Annotated in this window: 16 protein-coding genes, 1 pseudogene and 1 riboswitch; of the genes and pseudogenes, 14 read left to right on the forward strand and 3 right to left on the reverse strand. The window is 71.6% G+C overall.

The annotated features are described in order from the left end of the window. The 3 genes and pseudogenes from ACFPP6_RS17060 to ACFPP6_RS17070 all read left to right on the forward strand — a co-directional run. Positions 1-206 (forward strand): annotated as a pseudogene (locus ACFPP6_RS17060) (aa3-type cytochrome oxidase subunit I); the annotation flags it as partial. After that, on the forward strand, positions 203-601 hold the full coding sequence (locus tag ACFPP6_RS17065; RefSeq protein ID WP_058044773.1) for a cytochrome c oxidase subunit 4: 399 nt from the start codon (positions 203-205) through the stop codon (positions 599-601). The pseudogene ACFPP6_RS17060 and the gene ACFPP6_RS17065, both read left to right, overlap by 4 nt. Positions 602-719: 118 nt before the next feature. Then, positions 720-1,967, forward strand: coding sequence for a L,D-transpeptidase (locus ACFPP6_RS17070; protein WP_382042627.1), 1,248 nt, complete (start codon positions 720-722; stop codon positions 1,965-1,967). A gap of 21 nt (positions 1,968-1,988) precedes the next feature. Here the strand turns inward: ACFPP6_RS17070 and ACFPP6_RS17075 are convergent, their stop codons facing one another. Continuing rightward, positions 1,989-2,390: a DNA-binding transcriptional response regulator gene (locus ACFPP6_RS17075; RefSeq protein WP_382042630.1), complete on the reverse strand. Its 402-nt coding sequence runs from the start codon at positions 2,388-2,390 to the stop codon at positions 1,989-1,991. Between the two features lie 237 nt (positions 2,391-2,627). Here ACFPP6_RS17075 and ctaE point away from each other — a divergent pair, with 237 nt between their 5' ends. From ctaE to ACFPP6_RS17105, 6 genes are all read left to right on the forward strand, one after another. Next, positions 2,628-3,248, forward strand: coding sequence for an aa3-type cytochrome oxidase subunit III (gene ctaE / locus ACFPP6_RS17080; protein ID WP_058044776.1), 621 nt, complete (start codon positions 2,628-2,630; stop codon positions 3,246-3,248). 67 nt (positions 3,249-3,315) lie between these two features. Continuing rightward, the gene (gene qcrC / locus ACFPP6_RS17085) at positions 3,316-4,125 is read left to right on the forward strand and encodes a cytochrome bc1 complex diheme cytochrome c subunit (RefSeq protein WP_058044777.1); all 810 of its coding nucleotides are present in this window, start codon (positions 3,316-3,318) and stop codon (positions 4,123-4,125) included. Continuing rightward, positions 4,122-5,177, forward strand: coding sequence for a cytochrome bc1 complex Rieske iron-sulfur subunit (qcrA, locus tag ACFPP6_RS17090; protein ID WP_382042634.1), 1,056 nt, complete (start codon positions 4,122-4,124; stop codon positions 5,175-5,177). Before qcrC ends, qcrA begins: the two co-directional genes overlap by 4 nt. After that, the gene (qcrB, locus tag ACFPP6_RS17095; RefSeq protein WP_058044779.1) at positions 5,174-6,799 is read left to right on the forward strand and encodes a cytochrome bc1 complex cytochrome b subunit; all 1,626 of its coding nucleotides are present in this window, start codon (positions 5,174-5,176) and stop codon (positions 6,797-6,799) included. Before qcrA ends, qcrB begins: the two co-directional genes overlap by 4 nt. A 163-nt stretch (positions 6,800-6,962) precedes the next feature. After that, positions 6,963-8,027, forward strand: a complete 1,065-nt coding sequence (gene trpD / locus ACFPP6_RS17100; protein ID WP_382042638.1) for an anthranilate phosphoribosyltransferase — start codon at positions 6,963-6,965, stop codon at positions 8,025-8,027. An 89-nt stretch (positions 8,028-8,116) separates the two neighbouring features. Continuing rightward, positions 8,117-8,233, forward strand: a riboswitch (SAM riboswitch). Between the two features lie 149 nt (positions 8,234-8,382). Beyond that, positions 8,383-9,744, forward strand: a complete 1,362-nt coding sequence (locus ACFPP6_RS17105; RefSeq protein ID WP_382042641.1) for an aminotransferase class V-fold PLP-dependent enzyme — start codon at positions 8,383-8,385, stop codon at positions 9,742-9,744. A gap of 114 nt (positions 9,745-9,858) precedes the next feature. Here ACFPP6_RS17105 and ACFPP6_RS17110 read toward each other — a convergent pair whose 3' ends face one another. Next, positions 9,859-10,140: an Lrp/AsnC family transcriptional regulator gene (locus ACFPP6_RS17110; RefSeq protein WP_168090983.1), complete on the reverse strand. Its 282-nt coding sequence runs from the start codon at positions 10,138-10,140 to the stop codon at positions 9,859-9,861. Positions 10,141-10,149: 9 nt separating this feature from the next. After that, the gene (locus ACFPP6_RS17115; RefSeq protein WP_382042644.1) at positions 10,150-10,899 is read right to left on the reverse strand and encodes a rhomboid family intramembrane serine protease; all 750 of its coding nucleotides are present in this window, start codon (positions 10,897-10,899) and stop codon (positions 10,150-10,152) included. Between the two features lie 152 nt (positions 10,900-11,051). Between ACFPP6_RS17115 and ACFPP6_RS17120 the strand changes: the two genes are divergently transcribed. From ACFPP6_RS17120 to ACFPP6_RS17140, 5 genes are all read left to right on the forward strand, one after another. After that, on the forward strand, positions 11,052-11,291 hold the full coding sequence (locus ACFPP6_RS17120) for a hypothetical protein (protein ID WP_106676643.1): 240 nt from the start codon (positions 11,052-11,054) through the stop codon (positions 11,289-11,291). Positions 11,292-11,310: 19 nt separating this feature from the next. Next, positions 11,311-12,690 carry an NYN domain-containing protein gene (locus tag ACFPP6_RS17125; RefSeq protein WP_382042646.1) on the forward strand — a complete coding sequence of 460 codons (1,380 nt, stop codon included), beginning with the start codon at positions 11,311-11,313 and terminating at the stop codon, positions 12,688-12,690. 218 nt (positions 12,691-12,908) lie between these two features. Beyond that, on the forward strand, positions 12,909-13,976 hold the full coding sequence (locus ACFPP6_RS17130; protein WP_382042649.1) for a C40 family peptidase: 1,068 nt from the start codon (positions 12,909-12,911) through the stop codon (positions 13,974-13,976). 236 nt (positions 13,977-14,212) lie between these two features. Then, on the forward strand, positions 14,213-15,289 hold the full coding sequence (locus ACFPP6_RS17135) for a C40 family peptidase (protein ID WP_382042652.1): 1,077 nt from the start codon (positions 14,213-14,215) through the stop codon (positions 15,287-15,289). A gap of 146 nt (positions 15,290-15,435) precedes the next feature. After that, on the forward strand, positions 15,436-16,644 hold the full coding sequence (locus ACFPP6_RS17140) for a hypothetical protein (RefSeq protein WP_382042655.1): 1,209 nt from the start codon (positions 15,436-15,438) through the stop codon (positions 16,642-16,644). Positions 16,645-16,653 lie beyond the last annotated feature (9 nt).

Genomic DNA, 16,653 nt, shown 5'->3' on the forward strand with positions numbered 1-16,653 from the left:
AGGTCGACGACCCGTGGGGCTACGGCCGCTCGCTGGAGTGGGCGACCTCCTGCCCGCCGCCGCGGCACAACTTCCTCACGCTGCCGCGCATCCGCTCCGAATCCCCGGCGTTCGACCTGCACCACCCGGAGATCGCGGCCCTGGAGCTCGAAGAGAACCTCGCGGCTGAGAAGGCCCTCGCGGGTGGCAAGGAGGCCGGCAAGTGAAGATCCAGGGCAAGATGTTCATCTGGCTCTCCGTCTTCATCCTCGCCATGGCGTGCGTCTATGGCGTGTGGTCGAAGGAGCCGGCCGGTACGACGGCGCTCTTCCTGGCCTTCGGCCTGTGCATCATGGTCGGCTACTACCTGGCGTTCACCGCACGCCGGGTGGACACCGGCGCCGGTGACAACAAGGAGGCGGACGTCGCCGACGACGCCGGCGAGCTGGGCTTCTTCGCCCCGCACAGCTGGCAGCCGCTCTCCCTGGCGATCGGTGGCGCCCTGGCCTTCATGAGCATCTGCTTCGGCTGGTGGCTGATGTACTTCTCGGCCCCGGTCATCGCGGTCGGCCTCTTCGGCTGGGTGTTCGAGTTCTACCGAGGCGAGAACCAGAACCAGTAACGAGCGGCCGCTGCCGTCCCGGGCCCCGCACACCATCCGGTGTGCGGGGCCCGGTGCATTCCACCCGTTTGCAGTCACCCGGCAGGCCGTACGCCCCGATCCTTCCTACGGTGTGACCATGACCCAGTCACGTCGACACCGTCTGGCGCTCACCGGGGCGGTGCTGCTGACCGCGCTGGTGGTGGGGGTCACCGCCTGCGCCGGCTCGTCCAACCCGCTGGCCGACAAGCCCTACGACGCCAGCGGCCAGGTCGAGCTCACCTCTGCCCGCGACGGGCAGAAGGCGGACCCCAGCAAGCCCCTGGAGGTGGTCGCCAGGGGCGAGGACCGGATCACGGACGTCACGGCGACGGACGCGGCGGGGCGCTACGTCAAGGGCGAACTCTCCGCCGACGGCTCCCGCTGGCACAGCACCGGCGCCCTCGCCGCCGGCGCCCACTACACCGTGCGCGTCACCACGGAGGACGAGAACGGCTCCCAGGGGCGCCGCACGATCGGCTTCGACACCAACCCGGCCGACCGCCTCCTGCGCGTCAGTTTCGGCCCGCAGAGCGGCACCTACGGCGTGGGACAGCCCATCACCGCGGAGCTGAGCACCCCCGTCCAGGACCCGGCCGCCCGCGCGACCGTGGAGCGCACCTTCAGGGTCGAGTCCCGGCCCGCCGTGGAGGGCGCCTGGCACTGGGTGGACAACCGCACCCTGCACTACCGCCCGAAGGAGTACTGGCCCGCCCACACCACCGTCGACGTGCACGCCAACCTCGACGGCATCAAGGTCGGCGGCGGCCTCTACGGAGGCCCCTCCAGGGCCGTGCGGATGACGACGGGCGACCGCATCGAGGCCGTCACCGACGCGAGCGCGCACAGCATGACCGTGTTCGTGAACGGCAAGGAGGTCCGGTCCATCCCGGTGACCACCGGGAAGCCCGGCTACGCCACCCGCAACGGGGTCAAGGTGATCCTGGGCCGGGAATCCTTCGTACGCATGCGCGGCACCAGCATCGGCATCGCCGAGGGCAGCGCGGACTCCTACGACCTGCCCGTCCACTGGGCCACCCGGGTCACCTGGAGCGGCGAGTACGTGCACGCCGCGCCCTGGTCCGAGGGGTCCCAGGGCGCCGAGAACGTCAGCCACGGCTGCACCGGCATGAGCACCGCCAACGCCAAGTGGTTCTTCGACACCGTGCACGTCGGCGACATCGTCAAGGTCGTGGGCAGCGCCGGCGCGACCATGACCCCGTTCGACAACGGCTTCGGCGACTGGAACATGGCCTGGGACGAATGGCGCAAGGGCAGTGCCCTCGTCGGAGGGAAGACCGAGGGGAGCAGCCCCGCCGACGCGGCCCGCCTGCGCCCCGAGCTCTAGCCGCCCCCCCCGGGCGCCGCCTCAGGCGTCCACGGCCTTCCGGGCGCGCAGCAGGCCCGCCAGGGCGTCGGCGAAGGCCGCCGGGTCCAGCGGGTGCGTCACGGCCGCGTCGGCGCGGCTCCAGGTGGCCAGCCAGGCGTCCTGCGGGCGCCCCATGAGCAGCAGCACGGGCGGGCAGCGGAACACCTCGTCCTTCAGCTGCCGGCACACCCCCATGCCGCCCGCGGGCGCCGTCTCGCCGTCCAGGACGCACACGTCCACGTGGTGCTCCTCCAGGGCCGCGAGCACGCCCGGGAGCGTCGCGCACTCCACGTACACGACCGGCGGCACGTCGGGGGCGGGCCTGCGCCCGGCGGCCAGCCGGACCTGCTCGCGGGTGTCCGCGTTGTCGCTGTAGACCAGCACGGTGGCCGTCGGCTGCATCGTTCCTCCAGGCTTGTGTTCGGCACAGCTGTGGATCTGACGTGGAGCTGATCGATGGCCGGACTCTACTCCGCGAACACCCTTCCGGAGGAGGGTCCGTCAGGCCCGCGAGGTGCCCCGGAACGTCCGGTTCCCCCCTTTGGGGGACCCCGGCACTGGGCCGTACGAGCAGCGCACATGCTCTTGACACACCGAACGGCACCCCCCGGAGTGAGCACGAGATAAGCGACCGACATAATGTCGGTCGTGGCGACTGCAACAGCAACAGATACCGGGCACGCACACCCGTCGGTCAATCGACCGAACCTCACCAGCGTCGGGACCATCATCTGGTTGAGTTCCGAGCTGATGTTCTTCGCGGCCCTCTTCGCGATGTACTTCACCCTGCGATCGGTGACGGGCACCGAGTTCTGGTCGGAAAAGGCGTCCGCGCTGAACCTGCCGTTCTCGGCGACCAACACCACGATCCTGGTGCTCTCCTCCCTCACCTGCCAGCTCGGCGTCTTCGCCGCCGAGCGCGGCGACGTGAAGAAGCTGCGCACCTGGTTCGTGATCACCTTCGTGATGGGTGCCATCTTCATCGGCGGCCAGGTCTTCGAGTACACCGAGCTCGTGAAGAACGACGGGCTCTCGCTCTCCTCCGACCCGTACGGCTCGGTGTTCTACCTGACGACCGGCTTCCACGGCCTGCACGTGACGGGCGGTCTGATCGCCTTCCTGCTGGTTCTGGGCAGGACGTACGCGGCCAAGAGGTTCACCCACCACCAGGCGACGGCGGCCATCGTCGTGTCCTACTACTGGCACTTCGTCGACGTGGTGTGGATCGGCCTCTTCGCCACGATCTACTTGATCAAGTAATCGGTCCCGTCCCGCACCGGACCAACAGTCCAGATCGACGCAGAAGATCCTGACACCGGGGTAATCCGTGAAAAAGCTCTCCGCACGACGACGCCATCCGCTGGCGGCGGTCGTCGTCCTACTCTTCGCGCTGGCGGTAACTGGGGGGCTGTACGCCGCGTTCGCGCCGGCGGACACGGCCAAGGCCGATGAAACCGCCCAGTCCCTCGCCATCGAGGAGGGCAAGAAGCTCTATGCCGTGGGCTGCGCAAGCTGCCACGGCACCGGCGGTCAGGGCACCACCGACGGCCCGAGCCTCGTCGGCGTGGGCGCCGCGGCCGTCGACTTCCAGGTCGGCACCGGTCGCATGCCGCTCCAGCAGCAGGGTGCCCAGGCCCCCCGCAAGAAGGCGATCTACTCGCAGGCCGAGCGCGACCAGCTCGCCGCGTACATCGCCTCGCTGGGCGCCGGTCCCGCGATCCCGACCAAGGATCAGTACAGCCCGGACGGCGCGGACATCGCCAAGGGCGGGGAGCTCTTCCGCACCAACTGCGCCCAGTGCCACAACTTCACCGGTAAGGGCGGCGCGCTCTCCAACGGCAAGTACGCCCCCACGCTTGAGGACGTAGACCCCAAGCACATCTACGAGGCCATGCAGACCGGCCCGCAGAACATGCCTTCCTTCCCCGACACGACGATGACGGAGAAGAACAAGAAGGACATCATCGCGTACCTCGACACGGTCAACAGCAGCAAGTCGGAGAGCCCGGGCGGCCTCGAGCTGGGCGGGCTCGGCCCCGTCAGCGAGGGTCTGTTCGCGTGGATCTTCGGACTGGGCGCGCTGATCGCAGTAGCCATCTGGGTCGCGGCCCACACCGCTAAGGCCAAGAAGTCATGAGTAGCCAAGACATTCCAGAAGAGAACCTGCCGAGCACGCAGGACGCGCACGGCGGTGCCGTGACGAAGACGGCCGGCGACCCGTTCGCCGACCCCGGCCTGCCGCCGCACGAGCCCCGCATCCAGGACATCGACGAGCAGGCCGCCAAGCGCTCCGAGCGCGTGGTCGCCTTCCTGTTCCTGCTCTCGATGCTGGCCACGGTCGGCTTCATCGCCTCCTACGTGACCCTCCCGGTCGACAAGAGCATCTACGTCTTCCCGATCGGTCACATCAGCGCCCTGAACTTCGCGCTGGGCATGACCCTCGCGGTGGCGCTGTTCTGCATCGGCGCGGGCGCGGTCCACTGGGCCCGCACCCTGATGTCCGACGTGGAGGTCGCCGACGAGCGGCACGCCATCGCCGCCGAGCCCGACGTCAAGGCCAAGGTCATGGCCGACTTCAAGCAGGGCGCGGAGGAGTCGGCCTTCGGCCGCCGCAAGCTGATCCGCAACACCATGTTCGGCGCGCTGGCCCTGGTGCCGCTCTCCGGTGTGGTGCTGCTGCGCGACCTCGGACCGCTTCCGGGCACCAAGCTCCGGAAGACCGCCTGGTCCGAGGGCAAGATGCTGATCAACCAGAACACGCTGCAGCCGCTGCGTCCCGAGGACATCCAGGTCGGCTCCCTCACCTTCGCCATGCCCGAGGGCATGAAGGAGGAGGACCACGACTTCCAGAAGGAGATCGCCAAGGCCGCCCTGATGATCGTCCGGCTCCGCCCGGAGAACATCAAGGACAAGCGCGAGCTCGACTGGTCCGCCGACGGCATCGTCGCGTTCTCCAAGATCTGCACCCACGTCGGCTGCCCGATCAGCCTCTACGAGCAGCAGACGCACCACGTGCTGTGCCCCTGCCACCAGTCCACCTTCGACCTCTCCGACGGCGGACGCGTGATCTTCGGCCCGGCCGGCCACGCCCTTCCGCAGCTGCGGATCAAGGTCAACGACAAGGGCTACCTTGAGGCCATGGGCGACTTCGCCGAGCCCGTCGGTCCTGCCTACTGGGAGCGCGGATGAGCACTACGACTGACAATCGCCGCAAGGCGCCCGCAGGCGAGCGGGTCGCCGACTGGGCCGACGGCCGTCTGGGTATCTACACCCTGGCCAAGGCCAATATGCGGAAGATCTTCCCGGACCACTGGTCCTTCATGCTGGGCGAGGTCTGCCTCTACAGCTTCGTGATCATCATCCTCACGGGTGTGTATCTGACGCTGTTCTTCCACCCGAGCATGAACGAGGTCGTCTACCACGGCTCGTACGTGCCCATGCAGGGCATGCACATGTCCGAGGCGTTCAAGTCGACCCTCGACATCAGCTTCGACGTCCGTGGCGGTCTGCTCATCCGGCAGATCCACCACTGGGCCGCGCTGATCTTCCTCGCGGGCATGTTCGTGCACATGATGCGCGTGTTCTTCACCGGTGCGTTCCGCAAGCCGCGTGAGGTCAACTGGCTGTTCGGCTTCCTGCTGTTCGTCCTCGGCATGTTCACCGGCTTCACCGGTTACTCGCTCCCGGACGACCTGCTCTCCGGCACCGGTGTCCGCTTCATGGAGGGCGCGATCCTGTCCGTGCCGATCGTCGGCACGTACATCTCGATGTTCCTCTTCGGTGGCGAGTTCCCCGGCTCGGACTTCGTGCCGCGGTTCTTCTCCATCCACGTCCTGCTGCTGCCGGGCATCATGCTCGGTCTGCTGGTGGCCCACCTGATCCTGGTGATCTACCACAAGCACACGCAGTTCCCCGGCCCGGGCCGGACCAACAAGAACGTCGTCGGCCTCCCGCTGATGCCGGTCTACATGGCCAAGGCCGGTGGCTTCTTCTTCCTGGTCTTCGGCATCATCGCGGCCATCGCGGCGATCGCCTCGATCAACCCGATCTGGGCCATCGGCCCGTACCGCCCGGACCAGGTGTCCACCGGCGCCCAGCCCGACTGGTACATGGGCTTCGCCGAGGGTCTGATCCGTGTCATGCCGGGCTGGGAGATCAACCTGTGGGGCCACACGCTCGTCCTGGGCGTGTTCATCCCGCTGGTCATCTTCCCGCTGGTGCTCGGTGCGATCGCGGTCTGGCCGTTCATCGAGTCCTGGGTCACCGGTGACAAGCGCGAGCACCACCTGCTGGACCGCCCGCGCAACGCCCCGACGCGCACCGCGTTCGGTGCCGCCTGGATCGCCGCGTACTTCGTGATGCTGGTCGGTGGTGGAAACGACCTGTGGGCCACCCACTTCCACCTGTCGATCAACGCCATCACCTGGTTCGTCCGCATCGGCTTCTTCGTGATCCCGGTCCTGGTGTTCATCGCCACCCGCCGGATCTGCATGGGCCTGCAGCGCCGCGACCGGGACAAGGTGCTGCACGGACGCGAGTCCGGCATCATCAAGCGCCTGCCGCACGGTGAGTTCGTCGAGGTCCACGAGCCGCTCTCGCAGGAGCAGATGCACACCCTCACGGCGCACCACCAGCCGCAGCCGCTGGAGCTGGAGCCGGAGTACGACGAGAACGGCGTGGCCCGCAAGGCCGGCGCCGGGCAGCGCCTCCGGGTGAAGCTCTCGAAGGGCTTCTACGGCGAGGGGACCCAGATCCCCAAGGCCACCGTGGAGGAGTACGAGGAGATCACGAGCGGCCACGGCCACCACTGATCCCCCGGATCGCCTCCGATCCACCCTGATCGCTGATCGCCACAGCGAGAGCCCCGTCCAGCGCATGGACGGGGCTCTTCGCTGTCTCCGGGGGTGGATAGGCTGGGCGGGCAGACCCCGGGACGAACCCGGCTCTCCGGACCGACCACCAGGAGCGTGGACCATGAACGTTGTGACCCCGGCAGGCGGCGACAGCGCGGTGGCTCCCTCCTGGCCGGGCCTCCTGGACGCCCTGCTCGCCGGCCGTGACCTCACCGCCGACGACGCCGCCTGGGCCATGGACCGGATCATGCGCGGCGAGGCCACCGACGCGCAGATCGCGGGCTTCCTGGTCGCCCTGCGCGCCAAGGGCGAGACGGTCGCCGAGATCTCCGGCCTGGTGCGCACGATGTACGAGCACGCCCGGCTGATCGAGGTGCCCGGCCCCTGCGTGGACATCGTCGGCACCGGCGGCGACGGCGCCAAGACCGTCAACATCTCCACCATGTCCTCGATCGTCGTCGCCGGCACCGGCGTGAAGGTCGTCAAGCACGGCAACCGGGCGGCGTCCTCGGCCAGCGGCGCCTCGGACGTACTGGAGAAGCTGGGCGTGAACCTCGACCTCAGCCCGAAGCGGGTGGCCGAGGTGGCCGAGGAGGCCGGCATCACCCTCTGCTTCGCGGTGAAGTTCCACCCGGCCCTGCGGCACGTGGCCGCGGCCCGGCGCGAGCTCGGCATCCGGACCACCTTCAACGTGCTCGGCCCGCTGACCAACCCCGCGAAGGTACGGGCCCAGGCCACGGGCGTCGCAGACGCCCGGATGGCCCCGATCCTCGCCGGGGTGCTCGCCGAGCGCGGCTCCTCGGCGCTGGTCTTCCGCGGCGACGACGGCCTCGACGAGCTGACCACGACCGCCACGTCGCGGGTGTGGGTGGTCTCCGGCGGGCGGGTCCGCGAGGAGTCCTTCGACCCGCGGGACGTGGGGATCGGCCTGGTGCCGGTGGAGGCGCTGCGGGGGGCCGACGCGTCGTACAACGCGGATGTCGCGCGGCGTCTGCTCGCGGGCGAGACGGGCCCGGTGCGGGACGCCGTGCTCCTCAACTCCGCCGCGGCGCTGGTGGCGTTGGCGCCCACGCAGGAGCCGCTGGCGGAGCAGATCCGGGGCGGGCTGGTCCGGGCCGCGGAGTCCATCGACTCCGGGGCGGCCCGGCGGGTGCTGGAGCGGTGGGCTCTGGCGAGCAACGCGTAGCGCCGTGAAGCCGTAGTGCCGTGAAGGGGCGTCCGTGATACGGACGCCCCTTCACGGTCGGCGATCAGTTGTGCCATACTCTCGGCCAAGGTCACGAGTGACAGCGACACGGCCCCGGCCCGCTGTCCGGCAACCCTCCTTCCGTGGCGGGGTGCCCCGGGTGATGACCAGGTCGCAGGCAGCGAGGTCTGCGGCAAGCGCGGGTCCCTCGCCAGGGATCCTGGTTGTCGAGGGAGTTCCTTCCGTGGTTCAGCGAATGCGTTAGGGCTCGAAGAGCCCCTTTTCCCGCACCCTCCTTCCCTTTCCCGCGCCCGTCGCGCGGTGGAATTCGCCTGCCTTTTTACGGGAGTTCGCCATGTCTGTCCCCACCCTTGCCTCCGACCGGTCCGTTTGCACCCCTCTGCCCGTTCTCGGGTGTGATGTCCGGGTCCCGCTGGTGACCGGCGGAGAGGTGACCTACGCGGCGCTGGACTACGCGGCCAGCGCCCCCGCCCTGCAGCGGGTGTGGGACGACGTGGCGGCGTACGCGCCCTACTACGGCAGCGTGCACCGCGGCGCGGGCTACCTCTCCCGGCTGTCGACGGAGCTCTTCGAGAACAGCCGGGCGGACGTCGCCGCGTTCCTCGGCTGCCGGGACGGCGACCAGGTGCTCTTCACCCGCTCGACCACCGACTCGCTCAACCTGCTCGCGGCCGTACTCCCCGCCGGGACGCGGGTGTTCGTCTTCGAGACCGAGCACCACGCGGCGCTGCTGCCCTGGGAGCGGCGCGCGGACGTCGAGGTGACCTACCTCGACGCGCCCCGCACCCCCGGGCAGGCGGTCGACACGCTCGAGCAGGCGCTCGCGGCCCGCGAGCCCTACGGTCCCGCGCTCGTGTGCGTGACCGGTGCGTCCAACGTGACCGGCGAGCTGTGGCCCGTACGGGAGCTGGCCGCCGCGGCGCACGCCCACGGCGCGCGGATCGTCGTGGACGCGGCCCAGCTCGTCCCCCATCAGCGGGTGGACATCGCGGAACTGGACGCCGACTGGGTCGCCTTCTCCGGGCACAAGCTCTACGCGCCCTTCGGCGCCGGCGTACTGGCGGGGCGGGCGGACTGGCTCCGGGACGCCGAGCCCTACCTGGCGGGCGGGGGCGCGAGCCGGCGCGTCGCGCGGGGCGCCTCCGGCGAGGTGGAGGTCGACTGGCACGAGGGCGTCGCCCGGCACGAGGCCGGCTCGCCCAACGTCATCGGGGCCTACGCCATCGCGTCCGCGTGCAAGGCGCTCACCGAGGCGGGCTTCGACCGGCTCGCGGAGCGGGAGCGGCAGCTGATCACCGCGGTGCGGGAGGGGCTGGCGGCGGTGCCGGGGGTACGGGTGCTCTCGCTCTTCGGGCCCGGCGCCCCGAGCGTGGGCGTCCTGTCCTTCACCGTCGACGGCTGGAACAGCTCGCACTTCGCGGCGGCGCTCTCCGCGGAGTACGGGATCGGCGTCCGCGACGGCCTCTTCTGCGCGCACCCGCTGGTCCGGACGCTGGTGGGCGCGGACTCCACCGCCGAGGGGGAGTGCGGTGCGCCCGACGAGGGCGCGCCCCTGAACGCGATCCGCGTCAGCTTCGGCGCCGGCACGCCGGACGAGCACGTGGAGCGCTTCGTGACGGCGGTGGGCGAACTCGTCCGCCATGGAGCGAAGTGGTCCTACCGGACCGAGGGCGGGCGCTGCGTTCCGGTCGCCTGACGGCGGGACGTTTGATCGCAGGTTGCGCCGGTTCCGGCACCGCCGATCAGCCACGACGACGGTGGTGACCGGCGGTGCCGAGCGGGCGCAATCCGTGGTTTCTGCGACGTGCCGTCAGGCATCCAGGCCGATCGCGAACGCCGCCTCCAGGTCGTGCTGGGAGTACGTGCGGAACGCGATGTGCGTCTCCGTCGAGGCGACGCCCGGGACCTTGCTGATCCTGCCCGGGATGACGTCCGCGAGGTCGTCGTGCCGGGCCACCCGCACCATGGCGATCAGATCGTGCGCACCCGTCACCGAGTACACCTCGCTCACGCCCTCGATCGCGGCGATCTGCTCGGCGATCTCGGGGATCCGGTCGACGTCGGTCTTGATCAGCACGATCGAAGTGATCACTGCGGGCTCCTATCGGGGGTCGGGGGGCAGCCCCGCCTTCACTCTAGTCGCACGTCCATACCTCGCCCACGCGTACAGGAAGCCCAGCGCGAAGCCCACGACGTGGGCGAGGTAGGCGACGCCGGGGCGGTCGCCGGCCGCGCGGGCGGCCACCCACTGCAGGGCGAACCAGAAGAGCAGCACGGCCCAGGCGGGGAACCGCAGCGGCAGGAAGAAGAGGAACGGGAAGAGACTGGTGACGCGGGCCCGGGGGAAGAGGTAGAGGAAGGCTCCGAGGACCCCGGAGATCGCGCCGGAGGCGCCGACGAGCGTGCGGTCGGAGGCGGCGTGCGCGGCCGCGTAGCCGAGCAGGGCGAGCACTCCGGCGGCGAGGTAGAAGAGGACGAAGGGGCCGCGTCCCATCCGGTTTTCGGCCATGGCGCCGAAGACGTAGAGGAAGAGCATGTTCCCGAGCAGATGCAGCCAGTTGCCGTGCACGAAGAGCGCGGTGAGCGGGGTGATCAGCTCCGCCGGCGGCCCGTGCCAGAGCTTCTCGGGCACCACGCCCCAGCGCTCGAAGTAGGCGGTCTGGGCGGCGAGGAGGTTGCTGCCGCTGCCGTGGCCGGCCAGGGGCGCGGTGAGCTCCGCCGCGGGGCCCAGGAGGAACACCGCGCAGCAGGCGCCGATGAGGGCGTAGGTGACGAGGGGGACCGGTGGGCGGATCCCGTCGTGACCTCCGTGCGCCGCCGTCCCGGCTGCCTTTCCGGCCTTTCCCAACATGAGCAGATCATGACGTACCGGCAGCAAAGCGCACAGAGTGCCTCGCCGGGCCGGTGAAGCGGGCCCGCACTCCGCGCCGCATGACCATCAGGCCGTAGGGTTACGGGAAGCACACCCGCAGTTCGATGGACTTGATGAGGACGGACGACACGATGGGCGTTCCCCAGCCGACAGCCGGGACCCGGTGGCGCTGCGCTCTGTGCGGCAATCTCACCCGGTTCGATGTGACGCGTACGACCAAAGCCGTGGAATTCGTTCATCTCGACCTCTCCGGCGAGCCGAGCGTGGAGGAACGCGAGGTGGTCAGTGAGACGATCGAGTCCGTGCGTTGCCGCTGGTGCAACGCGGTCGACCAGGTCGAGCTGGTGGACCGGCCGGGCGCGAAGGCCTGAAGAACGGGAGCGGTGAGCGGTGGTGGAGCACACGGGTGGCGCGGAGGCGGCCGGTGAGCCTGGTGACACCGGTGGGACCGACGGCGCTGCCGAGGTGCTCGACCGTCCGTTGCCGGAAGGCGTGCGGCGCCGGGTCATCGGCCTGGTGGCGGAGGCGTTCGGCGGCCTGACCGTGGCCGAACTCCCGGCGGCGCTGCGGCAGTACGCCCGGTTCACGCCGAGCCGGCGGGCCAAGTTCGCGGGCAACGCGATGGCGGCGGCGGTGGAGAACGACGCCGCGTTCCGCCAGCGCATCTCGGCCCGGCTGCGCGAGACGGGCTCCGAGCTCGCCGAGGCGCTGGACGCGGGTTCGCCGCCGGCGGCCGCCGATCCGGAGGACGTGGCCGCCATGGCCTACGTGCTGCGGCCCACGGGCTGGGTCAAGCTCGTGACGGCGGCCGGCGAGGAGGCCCTGCGGGCGACCGCGGAGCGCGCCGGCGAGGAGGCCCAGCGCGAACTGCGGCGGCTGCGCGAGGAGCTGGCGGATGCCCGGGCCGCGGCGCGGGCCGAGGCCGAGCGGGTCCGCGCCGAGCTGGAGGCGGCCCGCAGGGAAACCGATTCGCTGCAGCGCAAGCTGCGCAGCGCCGTCGCCGACGTGCGGCGCGGCGAGGCCGCCCTGCGCAAGGCGGAGGCCGAGCTGGAGTCCGTGCGGGCGGCCGGTGCGGCCGAGAAGGCCGCCGCGCTGGGGGAGACCCGCCGGCTCAAGACGCGGCTGTCGGAGGCCGAGGCCGCGCTGGAGGCGAGCCGCCGGGCGGTGCGCGAGGGCCGCAGCGTGGAGGACATGCGCCTGCGGCTGCTGCTGGACACGGTGCTGGATGCGGCGCAGGGGCTGCGCCGCGAACTGGCGCTGCCGCCCGCCTCCGTGCACCCCGCGGACACGGTGGACGCCGTGGAGCCGGGCCGGATGACCCCGAAGGACATCGCCACGCGCGCCCTGTCCGAGACCGATCCGGCACTGCTGGACCAGCTGCTGGCGCTGCCTCAGGCGCACCTCGTGGTCGACGGCTACAACGTCACCAAGACCGGCTATCCGACCATGCCGCTGGACAAGCAGCGGCTGCGGCTGCTGGGCGGGCTCGCGATGCTGGCCGCACAGACGGGCGCCGAGGTGACCTGCGTCTTCGACGGGGCCGAGCTGGCCGCGCCCGTGCTGCTCGCGCCGCCGCGCGGGGTGCGGGTGCTCTTCAGCAAGCCCGGGGTGACCGCGGACGAGCTCATCCGCCAGCTGGTGCGGGCCGAGCCGCCGGGCCGTCCGGTCGTGGTGGTCTCCACCGACCGCGAGGTCGCCGACGGCGTCGCGAAGGCGGGCGCCCGGCCGGTGGCATCGGCCCTGCTCCTCAAGCGACTTGCCCGTACCTGACCGTCAAGCCGCCATCACCGGCTGTGTCACGTTGGTAAAGCTTCTGTTGAGGCAGGAGATTTTTCTGATGAGGATTTGAACGGATCAGTCGGGGGTCACTAAGGTCGGGCCTCGAACCTTCGCCCGGTCGATCATCCATTCGGGGTGACGGTGAAGGTCCCGCCCGAACCGTGCCTTCCGGCGTGCGGTGGCGGCCGAGGAAGAAGGAGCCCGTCTCCGTGGCGTCCCACCGTCGACCCAAGCAGCCGGGCCGCGCCCGGGTGACCGTGCTGACCGCGACCGCGGCCGCGGCCGTCGCCCTCACCTCGCAGGCCGCGCACGCCGATCCGAAGGCCTCCAAGGCGGAGGTCAAGGAGAAGGTCGACAAGTACTACGAAGAGGCCGAGCAGGCCACGGAGAAGTACAACGGGGCCAAGGAGAAGCAGGACAAGCTCGACAAGCAGGTCACCGATCTCCAGGACAAGGTCGCCCGCGGCCAGGAGGAGATCAACAAGCTGCGCAACGGCCTCGGTTCGCTGGCCACCGCGCAGTACCGCAGCGGCGCCGTCGACCCCTCGCTGCAGCTGCTGCTCTCCTCCGACCCGGAGAGCTACCTGGAGAAGGCCTCCACGCTCAACCAGGTGAGCGCCAAGCAGGCCGACACCCTCAAGCAGATATCCGAGAAGCAGCGCGCGCTCAAGCAGCAGCGCCAGGAGGCGACCGGCAAGCTCAAGGACCTCGCGGAGACCCGCAAGGTGCTGGGCGAGCAGAAGGAAGCCGTCCAGGAGAAGCTCGCCGCCGCCAAGGAGCAGCTCAACACCCTCACCGCCGCGGAGCGCGCCGAGGTCCTCGGCGAGAAGGAGAAGGCCGACGGCGCCAAGGGCGGCGAGGAGCGCGCCGGGCGCGGCGGTGGCGGCAGCAGCCGCCCCGACCTCGGCAAGGACGTGCCCACCTCCGGCCGCGCCGCCGCCGCGCTCGCCGCCGCCCAGGGCAAGATCGGCGCCCCCTACGTCTGGGGCGCGACCGGCCCGGGCTCCTTCGACTGCTCCGGGCTGACCGGCTGGGCGTACGCGCAGGCCGGCGTCACCCTGCCGCGCATCTCCCAGGACCAGGCCAACGCCGGCACCCGCATCTACGACCAGAGCCAGCTCAAGCCCGGCGACCTGGTGCTCTTCTACGGCGACCTGCACCACATCGGCCTCTACGCGGGCAACGGCCAGACCCTGCACGCCCCCAAGCCGGGCGCCAACGTACGCTACGAGTCGATGGGCAACATGCCCTTCCAGTTCGGCGTCCGCATAGGCTGACGACTGGGCCGAATGGCTGACCCGCCGCCCGTTCGGGCGAATCGCGGTGGCCCTCGCTGACATCACGCCCCGCCGGTGACCTGCGTCTCCGGCGGGGCGTCCGCATTCCCGTCCCATTCCCACCCCGCGAGGTCTTTGAACACGGGGTGAGCGCGCCGCTACTGTCTGGCGCTGCGGTACCGGCGCGCCGGGCAGACCGCGCCCACAGTGCAGCAAGGAAGGGAGTGCGGCAGCCCGTGGCGTCCCATCGCCGTTCTTCGCAGTCCGGTCTCACCCAGACCGTCCGGGTCACCGTCCTGTCCGCCGCCGTGGCCACGGCCGCGGCCGCGATGGCGCCCCCGGCCGGAGCACGGCCCAGCGACACCGCCCGCGACGACCGGTCCCGCGGGACCGTCAAGTCGCAGGTCGACCGGCTCTACGAGCAGGCCGAGCGGGCCACCGAGAAGTTCAACGAAGCGGGCGAGCGCGCCGGCGAGCTCCGCCGGAAGGTCGCCGAGGCCACCGACCGCGTCGCCCGCGGCCAGGAGCGTGTCAACCACATGCGCACCGCCCTCGGCATGGTCGCCGCCGCCCAGTACCGCAGCGGCGCCGTCGACCCCGCCCTCCAGCTGCTCCTGTCCTCCGACCCCGACGGCTACCTGGACCGCGCCGCCACCCTCGACCGCGTCTCCGACCGGCAGAGCGAGCAGCTCAAGGCCCTCACGGAGGCCCAGCGCGCCCTGCGCCAGGAGCGCAGCGAGGCGGCGCGGATGCTCGGCGAGCTGGAGCGGACGCGCAAGGCCGTCGAACAGCACAAGCGGGAGGTCGAGGGGAAGCTCGCCACCGCCCGCCGCCTGCTGAACGCCCTGCCGACGGCCGACCGGGAGGCCTACGCCCGCGCCTCGCGATCGGGCGGCACCCGGCAGCTGGAGCGCTCGGACGGGGGCGCGGGCGCCCTCGGCGGGCTGCAGGACCTCGCCGCCGCCTCCGCCCGCGGCGCCGCGGCCGCCATGGCCGTCCGCTCCGCCGTCGGCTCGCCCTACGCCTGGGGCGCGACCGGGCCCGGCGCCTTCGACTGCTCCGGGCTCATGCAGTGGGCGTACGGGCGGGCCGGGGTCGGTCTGCCGCGCACCTCCCAGGCGCAGCGCAACGCCGGACGGCACGTCCCGCTGTCCGAGGCGCGCCCCGGGGACCTCGTCATCTACCGCGACGACGCCAGCCACGTCGGTATGTACGTCGGCAACGGCCAGGTCGTCCACGCGCCCTACCCGGGCGCCCGGGTGCGCTACGACCCGGCCAACATGATGCCGATTTCGTCGGTGACCCGGCCGTGATCACGTCCTGAACGCGCCCCCGGGGGCGCACGGCTCGTACGATGCGGGACGTGACGGGCCGGTGGTGGTGGAGCGGACGCGGGGGCACACGAGCGGGCGGCCGCGGGCCGGCCCGCCGGGCGGCGTGCTGCCTGGCGGCCCTCCTCATGGCTCTCCAGGCAGGCCTGACCGGCTGCTCCGGAGGGCTCTCCGGGGGCCCTGACGCCCGCGAGCGGGCCCTGCAGGGGCTCCTGGACCGGTGGGCCGCCGCGGTCCGCGACCGCGACGAGAGCGCCTTCCTGGCGGCCGTGGACCCGGCCGCCGGGAGCTACCGGGAGGAGCAGCGCCGCCTCTTCGCCAACCTCGCGGCCGTCCCGCTCGCCTCCTGGGACTACCGCCTCGTGCGCACGGGCGGCTTCACCCCGGCGCCCGGGGACGGCCGGCGGGTCGCCGCCGAGGCCGAGCTGCGCTACCGCCTGGCCGGCTACGACAGCGCCCCCGTCACCGCCCGCAGCCGGCTGACCCTCGTCGAGCGCGACGGGCGCTGGTACGTGGCCGCCGGCTCCCGGCGCGGCGGGCATCAGCTGTGGGAGCAGGGGCCCGTGAGCGTCGTCCGCGGCGAGCGCAGCCTCGTCCTCGGCGTCGGCCAGGACCGCGAGCGGCTGCGCGCCCTCGCCGACCTCGCCGACAAGGCCGTCCCGGCCGTGGGCGCGGCCTGGCGGGCCGGGTCGCGCGAATGGCCCGGCCGGGTCGTGGTCGAGATGCCCGCCTCGCTGGACCGGATGGCCGCGCTCCTGGACTCGCCCGTCTCCAACTACCGGGGCATCGCCGCCGTGACCACGGGCGAGGCGGGCGGCTCCGGCGCCGCCGCGCCCGCGGACCGCATCATCGTCAACCCCGAGGCGTACGGCGTGCTCGGCGCGTTCGGGCGGCGCATCGTGCTCACCCACGAGACCGCCCACGTGGCCACCCGGGCCAGGACGACGAAGGCCACGCCGCTGTGGCTGTCCGAGGGCTTCGCCGACTGGGCCGCGTACCGCGGCACCGGCCGCACCGTCCGCCAGGCCGCCCCCGAGCTCTCCCGCGCGGCCGCCGCCGGCACCCTCCCCGACCGGCTGCCCGGGGACCCCGAGTTCGGCTTCACCGGGGAGGCGGGGCGGCTCGCCCGCGCGTACGAGGAGGGGTGGCTGGCCTGCCGGCTGATCGCCGACCGCTGGAGCGAGGAGAAGCTGGTCGCGTTCTACCGCGCGGTGGGCTCCCACGCCCGCCGCGACGGGGCCGTCGAGACTGCGCTGCGTGACGTTCTGGGCGTCTCGACGCAGGAGTTCACGGAACGGTGGCGCGCGTACGTCGTGGAGCAGCTGCGCCCGGGCTGACGGGCCCGC

This window comes from Streptomyces aureoversilis, assembly GCF_042657885.1.
GTDB classification, from domain to species: domain Bacteria; phylum Actinomycetota; class Actinomycetes; order Streptomycetales; family Streptomycetaceae; genus Streptomyces; species Streptomyces aureoversilis.

Bases quoted from the DNA above. Each gene is read 5' to 3' on its own strand.
- ACFPP6_RS17105 (WP_382042641.1), top strand. From the start codon at position 8,383: ATGTCTGTCCCCACCCTTGCCTCCGACCGGTCCGTTTGCACCCCTCTG.
- ACFPP6_RS17140 (WP_382042655.1), top strand. From the start codon at position 15,436: ATGGCTCTCCAGGCAGGCCTGACCGGCTGCTCCGGAGGGCTCTCCGGG.
- trpD (WP_382042638.1), top strand. From the start codon at position 6,963: ATGAACGTTGTGACCCCGGCAGGCGGCGACAGCGCGGTGGCTCCCTCC.
- ACFPP6_RS17070 (WP_382042627.1), top strand. From the start codon at position 720: ATGACCCAGTCACGTCGACACCGTCTGGCGCTCACCGGGGCGGTGCTG.
- ACFPP6_RS17075 (WP_382042630.1), bottom strand. From the start codon at position 2,390: ATGCAGCCGACGGCCACCGTGCTGGTCTACAGCGACAACGCGGACACC.
- qcrA (WP_382042634.1), top strand. From the start codon at position 4,122: ATGAGTAGCCAAGACATTCCAGAAGAGAACCTGCCGAGCACGCAGGAC.
- qcrB (WP_058044779.1), top strand. From the start codon at position 5,174: ATGAGCACTACGACTGACAATCGCCGCAAGGCGCCCGCAGGCGAGCGG.
- ctaE (WP_058044776.1), top strand. From the start codon at position 2,628: ATGTCGGTCGTGGCGACTGCAACAGCAACAGATACCGGGCACGCACAC.
- ACFPP6_RS17120 (WP_106676643.1), top strand. From the start codon at position 11,052: ATGGGCGTTCCCCAGCCGACAGCCGGGACCCGGTGGCGCTGCGCTCTG.
- ACFPP6_RS17115 (WP_382042644.1), bottom strand. From the start codon at position 10,899: ATGTTGGGAAAGGCCGGAAAGGCAGCCGGGACGGCGGCGCACGGAGGT.